This window comes from Lysinibacillus sp. fls2-241-R2A-57, assembly GCF_030209535.1.
GTDB lineage: Bacteria > Bacillota > Bacilli > Bacillales_A > Planococcaceae > Lysinibacillus.
The window spans coordinates 1-6,111 of sequence record NZ_JARVRU010000015.1 but is presented as its reverse complement, the minus strand read 5'-3'; the positions used below and the strand labels follow the sequence as shown (position 1 = coordinate 6,111).

Here is a 6,111-nt window from a genome sequence, read left to right as displayed (position 1 = left end):
GATCCATCAGATCCACTAACGTCAATTGCTAATCCTGATTGATGTTCGCTTGTTCTAGGAACAGCACTTTCAACAACCTTTGAGAAAACAGCCATTAATTTAGTTTTCGGTTGAACGTACTACTACATTTTGTTACTTCGAAATAATGTTTAATCAAATTAAGACCCTTAATAAATGAACCAAATAGAAAGAGCAGGTTTTGAAAAAAAGATTGCTCAAAACCTGCTCTAAATATATACATATGAAATTACTTTTTATAAAAAAGTTTAATCATTTTCAGGATGTCTTATTCTCTATTTCAAATTAGCTATTAACAAATGGTGAGAACTCATCGGCATATTTAGTTGGCGTAAATTTAATTAATTCATATTCAGCAACTTTATTTATATAAAAAGGGTCTTCTTTTAACATTTCCTGAACCGTAGCCTCATCATTCGAGTTAACCAAAATAACTCCACCAATTCTAGGATCACGTCGTCCAGAAAAAATGAAGTCGCCTCCTTTATAATGTTTATCTAAGAAATCTACATGTTCTTTCAAAAAATCTTCGACTACATTTAATGGTTTCACATACTCTAAAAGGACTATAAACATAACTCCATCACCTTTCTAGGTATATCATTTTTCTATATTTACCATTGTACATCTATAATATTGAAAATCATTTTACTAAAACATAAGTAAAGAAAATTTGTTCGAAAATAAAGGAATGGTTTCTGGTTAAACTTTTTTCAAAACAGTAACCTGCATCGTTAGCACAAGAAGCGATTGCTCTAATTGAACAATCACCTCTTAAGCTTACTTGTATGTATTTACAGTATTAAACACCAAAATGAATCATCCATTTATCTTCTTTTATTGCTTCAACTATTTTTTTCATCAGTTCTTCAAGTTCTTCTGATTTGTACTCGTCGTTTGCTTCACTAACCATATTTAAAAATTGTTTACGAGAACTTGGCGGTATCAATGTTATTCCAAAATAGTCGAGGCTTTTATATGGTCTATTTGTGTTATGTGCAAATGTTTCTAGATGATTCGTTTTTTCACCAAAATCCTTAGACATAAGTTCATCAAAAAGACCCCCATCTACACCTATGCAATTATATTTTTCAGGTTCATAACTAACATACTCTTTTTTTTTTCAATACATGCAACTATTCCAAACTCGTGAATATAAGCCAAATTTACACATCTCCCAAGTCTTCAGTTTTTCACATTATTTTACAACACTTTCTTGTTCATTTTTCAACTAACCTGCTTACGCTAGTTTAATAATACTGCACACTACTTTTCCGAATAACTTTTACTATATAAACTTTTTACCATTTCTCCAATTTTTTTTTAAAACAACAAACTTTTTCAAATGGTAAATCGTCTAATTAATGGTAATAACTTATTTTTAATACGAGGAGAAATACATATGAAAAAACCGATTAAAAAAACTTGGATGATTGCTTCAGTACTTACAATTGGAATGGCTGTTCTGACACCACTTCAAGCAGGGGCTGCATCAGTAGAAACAACAAATAATAGTAGTATTACTGTTCAACTTGAACAAAAAATTACAGGAACTATTAAAAACATCTACGACGATGGAATGAACCTTAAAGGAAAAGATGGCAAAAATTACTTTATCAGTTTCCATAAATTTTCTGATGAGCAAATAGAAAAAATGAAATTAGTAGAAGGACAAGAAATCTCTGTAGAAGGTAACATTGCAGAGAGTTTTTCAGACTTCTTCACGTTTGAAGTATTTAAAAAAGACATGCCTAAAGAGATAACAAAAGAAGATCTAACAAAATTAGAAAAATTGTTTAATGAAATGAAACACGTACACAAAGAATTTACAAAAGTAGAAGGACTAACAGATGAAGAGATAGAAAAGAAACATGAGGAACTAAAAAAAATTTACGAAGAAATACATAAAATCATAAAGCCGTATACATTAGCTAATTGGCAACCTCAATCATTTGAAGAGTATATGAAAGAATACGGATTTAATGAGAAAAATATTGTTATTAAAGAAAACGATAACGCACAACTTAAAGCTATTTATGAAGAATGGATAAAGCTTGAAAAAAGTGGTGATGAGGAAAAAGCTAACAAAAAATATGAAGAATTTGATAAAATCCTTGAACCATATTTAGATGAGCTAAATGCACCAGAAACATTTGAAGAATTTATGGCTAGCTATATGAAAGTCACGGAAATTTTAGAGATCCCTGCAGAAACCTTAGCCAAACTAAAAACTCTTCATAGGGATTTACAAAAAGCATTAAAAGATGAAAATGATGAGTTGTATGATAAACTACATGAAGAATTCTACGGGATCCTTAATCAGTTCTTAAAGCCTCAAACATTTGAAGAATACATGGCTGACTTTGAATTCGAAGTTAGTGAAGCAGATAGCAAGCAATTAAAACAGCTCTATGAAGAAATCTTAGCTCTCGATGAAAAGGAAGAACAAGAAAAAATTGAAGAAAAATGGGAAGCATTTTACAATATTTTAGACCCATATTTTATTGCAAATAAAGAAATCCTTATCTCAGCTTCTAAAGTAACGATAAACGGCCAAGACTATCTTCCACAACATTAACCAGGAAAAATTCGGGGTTATCCTAAAAGTCATTAAACAATGATTTAGGGATTAACCCCTTTCTTATCTTCGAACAATATACCATCTTTTATTTGTCCCTTTTATTTTCTTTATCATCTTTTGCTTGAATCAATCTTTATTTTAAATAATCGAACTTTGTTTTAAATGCCTTTGTTTTAAATGTTCAATCTTTTTTATAAATCTATAGTGGTGTCATGTTACTACCGTCAGTAAACTCGATTGCAATAAGCTGTAATCTTCTATTTTTCATAAAAATCCCATAATTCTCTCTTCTCTTATCAAAGACTGGGATGTGGTATATTATTACCAAATCTAAATTACTCAATATATCCAAAATTATTACTATATCCCACTTTTTTGAAGATAATTGAGCTAATGGAGGGAATATTTTGAAAAACTTATCGGTTAAAAAGAAAATTCTAACACTTATTTCATCCGCTGTTATATTTTTACTAATTATTTCAGGCGTTGGTTTTTATTACATTAAGGATATGGCAAAAAAATCTAGTGAAATGTACGACGAGTCACTTTTGCCAATTCAATATATCGGCCAAACTCGAACTGATATTCGTGCGATGGATTCTTTCGTTTTAGAACTCATGATTACTACGGATGCAAATGATAATGCTGACCTAAAGACAATGATCTCAGAGAGAGCTGAAAGTATTAAAGACTTGATCGTGAAATTTGAAGCCACTTTCAATGGAAATAAAGATGAACAAAAACTGTTAGAGTCTCTTAAATCCAATGTTGATGGGTATTTGAGCACCATGGCAGATGTTATTGATTTAGCTAGTCAGAACCGAAACGACGAAGCCTATTCTATTTACACCACAACTTTAGATGATTTTGCTGAGAATATGGCAAGTGATGCACGCAATCTTATGACTCAATGTTCTGAAGATGCCAATCAACTGAATGAAGAAAATAAACAAAGTCTATTCACTACTATGATTATTTCTGCCATTCTCTCTGTTGTGGCCATTATTTTCTTTATTACATTGGCAACATGGATTGCACGTTTAATTGTAAATCCAGTGAAAGAGTTGCAGGCTAATATGTTAAAAGCAGGCGATGGCGATTTGACTGTGCAAGGTACTTATTCATCTAAGGATGAAATCGGTCAATTAACCCAATCATTTAATTCGATGATTAACAATATTCGTAATACGGTTACAAAAGTGACTGAAACTGCTAATCATGTAGCATCAGCATCTGAAGAATTAAACGCCAATGCAGCAGAAACTACGAAGGCAACAGAGATGGTTGCAAATACGATGGAAACTATTGCTCATGGATCAGTAGAGCAACTAAACAATGTGTCTAACACCGTCAATACTGTCAATGAGCTTTCCACAGGTGTGCAACAAGTAGCTGGAAATGCTCAAGCTGTTACCGAGCTTTCAGGTGATTCTTTATCCCTGGTGATAAATGGTATGAATGCCGCGGATCAAATGAATCAACAAATGATGGACATTACAGAACGAGTAAATGGCTTATCCGAAGTTGTCGGCTTGTTAGGAAAACGTTCTAATGACATTGGTCAAATTATTGATTCGATTACAGCAATTGCTGAACAAACAAATCTCCTTGCCCTGAACGCCGCAATTGAAGCCGCACGTGCTGGTGAGCATGGAAAAGGCTTTGCCGTCGTTGCTGATGAAGTTAGGAAATTAGCAGAACAGTCTGCAGTGTCTTCTAACCAAATTGAAGTATTGATTTCAGAGACACAGAAAGATACTCAAAAGGCTGTTGAATCAATGAAGTTAGTAACAGCAGGAGTTAATGAAGGGATTAAAACAACAGAAAGTACACGTACAACTTTCGCTTCAATTCAAGGTGCCATTCAAAGTGTTACGATGCAAGTAGAAGAAGTATCTGCAGCGGTCGAGCAAATGGCAGCTGGAACTGAAGAAATTGTTGGTAGTATGAATACAATCCACTCTATAACTAAATCTACCACAGCCGGTACAGAGAGTATTTCTGCTGCAACTGAAGAACAAACGGCATCAATGGAGGAAATTTCATCATCTGCTCATGCACTTGCAACTTTGGCAGAAGAGTTAAGAGATTTGGCAGCTCAATTCAAGGTTTAATATGATTATTATGGGCAGCACCACTTTTAACATTTGAATATGACTTTACACATTTTCAAAGGAATAACAACATCATTCAGATAAAAAAGAAGCGGTTAGATCATTTTTTAATCTAAACCGCTTCTTCTTATAGCTCCACACTGTTCCTCTCTTCTTTCATTTCCATACCCATTGTTTAACTACCTCATTCACTTTCTTTTGCCAAGGTAAAATTTCTTATTTCAGAATAATTATCAATAATAACGCTGTGATATTCATTTATAATCACTATCGCTACCACCAGAAACGATTAAACGGCTTGAGCCCTTTAGAATTCAGGGTTCAAGCCGCTTAATATATTTTTATTATTTCCGTTGTCCACTTGAAAGGAAGCAGTTCGAAACAGTAAATGATTTTTTGTTTTTTATTTTAATACCTCCGGATGGAAACCATCTTTTTGGAAGTAATTTTTATGTGACCAAATATTTAACTTTTCTTTTTCCGCACCTTGTTGAATTTCTCTAAACTCATCCTCAAACGTATTGTTTGGTTTATGAATAAAGCGAACTGCCGCAAGCCCTTCATTCAATAAAGATTCCTGCAATAATACATCATCCACGAAGACATAGGCTAATAGTCGATCATAGTTATCTGTTTCTGGTCCAACATCGTAAACCGCTTCTATCTTTTTAGCGTTTTCTAACAATTTAATCGTATAATCTCTCGCCTCTTCAGCATAAGGCTGTGCTTCACCTTTGTTATAATTCATCTCTGGTGTATCTACCATCAGTAAGCGAATTTTTTGTTTCTTTCCGTTAATTGTCGCCTGAATTGTATCGCCATCATATGCTTTAATATAGTCAACATCAAAGCGCTTATTTCCTGTTTTTTCTTCAACCTGTTCAATGGAAATAGTACCCTGCTGGTCGGTAGTTGTTGTTGCATTCTTTTCTTCGGCTGGTGATCTGCCAAAAATCATATACAATGCAACGGCTAGAATGATTGTACCACTCGTAATTAACGTTTTTATATCTTGCATTTTCATGTAGTAGGTCCCTCACATTTTTATTACATTTAAAGAAGCTTTCAAACAGCATCTTTCACTAATCAAAAACCTTAAAAGTTTCACGATGTTTCTATTGTAAAATATCAGGCTACTACATTCAAGCTATGTAGGTGCAAGCGACTCGATGATTTGAGGATACTTCAACAAACTGACTATTTTTATCACATAACGTGTTGAGCAGTAATAATTTAAAGAATTTATAAAAGAAGTGTCTGACTACTCCCACAGCTAAAGCAGCGGGGTTCTTATATACTTAAAAGAAGCGTTACAAAGCTCTCCACAGATGGTGTTGCCATGACCTGTGTACAACATCTTTGATTTATCTTCTGTTCTATAAGACTTTCTTATTTACA

General features: G+C 33.2%; 5 protein-coding genes. 2 read left to right on the top strand and 3 right to left on the bottom strand.

Annotated features, from left to right (window positions below; all coding sequences use genetic code 11):
- Positions 1-303: 303 nt before the first annotated feature.
- Positions 304-594, bottom strand: coding sequence for a YciI family protein (locus QRN68_RS02940; RefSeq protein ID WP_285395186.1), 291 nt, complete (start codon positions 592-594; stop codon positions 304-306).
- A gap of 226 nt (positions 595-820) precedes the next feature.
- A complete protein-coding gene (locus QRN68_RS02935) occupies positions 821-1,063 on the bottom strand; it encodes a hypothetical protein (protein WP_285395185.1) in 243 nt (80 codons plus the stop codon).
- Between the two features lie 357 nt (positions 1,064-1,420).
- On the opposite strand from QRN68_RS02935, the gene QRN68_RS02930 reads away from it, so the two are divergent.
- Positions 1,421-2,596, top strand: coding sequence for an RNA recognition motif domain-containing protein (locus QRN68_RS02930; protein ID WP_285395183.1), 1,176 nt, complete (start codon positions 1,421-1,423; stop codon positions 2,594-2,596).
- 410 nt (positions 2,597-3,006) lie between these two features.
- Entirely contained in the window at positions 3,007-4,713 is a 1,707-nt protein-coding gene (locus tag QRN68_RS02925; protein ID WP_285395182.1) for a methyl-accepting chemotaxis protein, read from the top strand.
- 403 nt (positions 4,714-5,116) lie between these two features.
- Here the strand turns inward: QRN68_RS02925 and QRN68_RS02920 are convergent, their stop codons facing one another.
- On the bottom strand, positions 5,117-5,737 hold the full coding sequence (locus QRN68_RS02920; RefSeq protein WP_285395181.1) for a thermonuclease family protein: 621 nt from the start codon (positions 5,735-5,737) through the stop codon (positions 5,117-5,119).
- Positions 5,738-6,111: the final 374 nt, after the last annotated feature.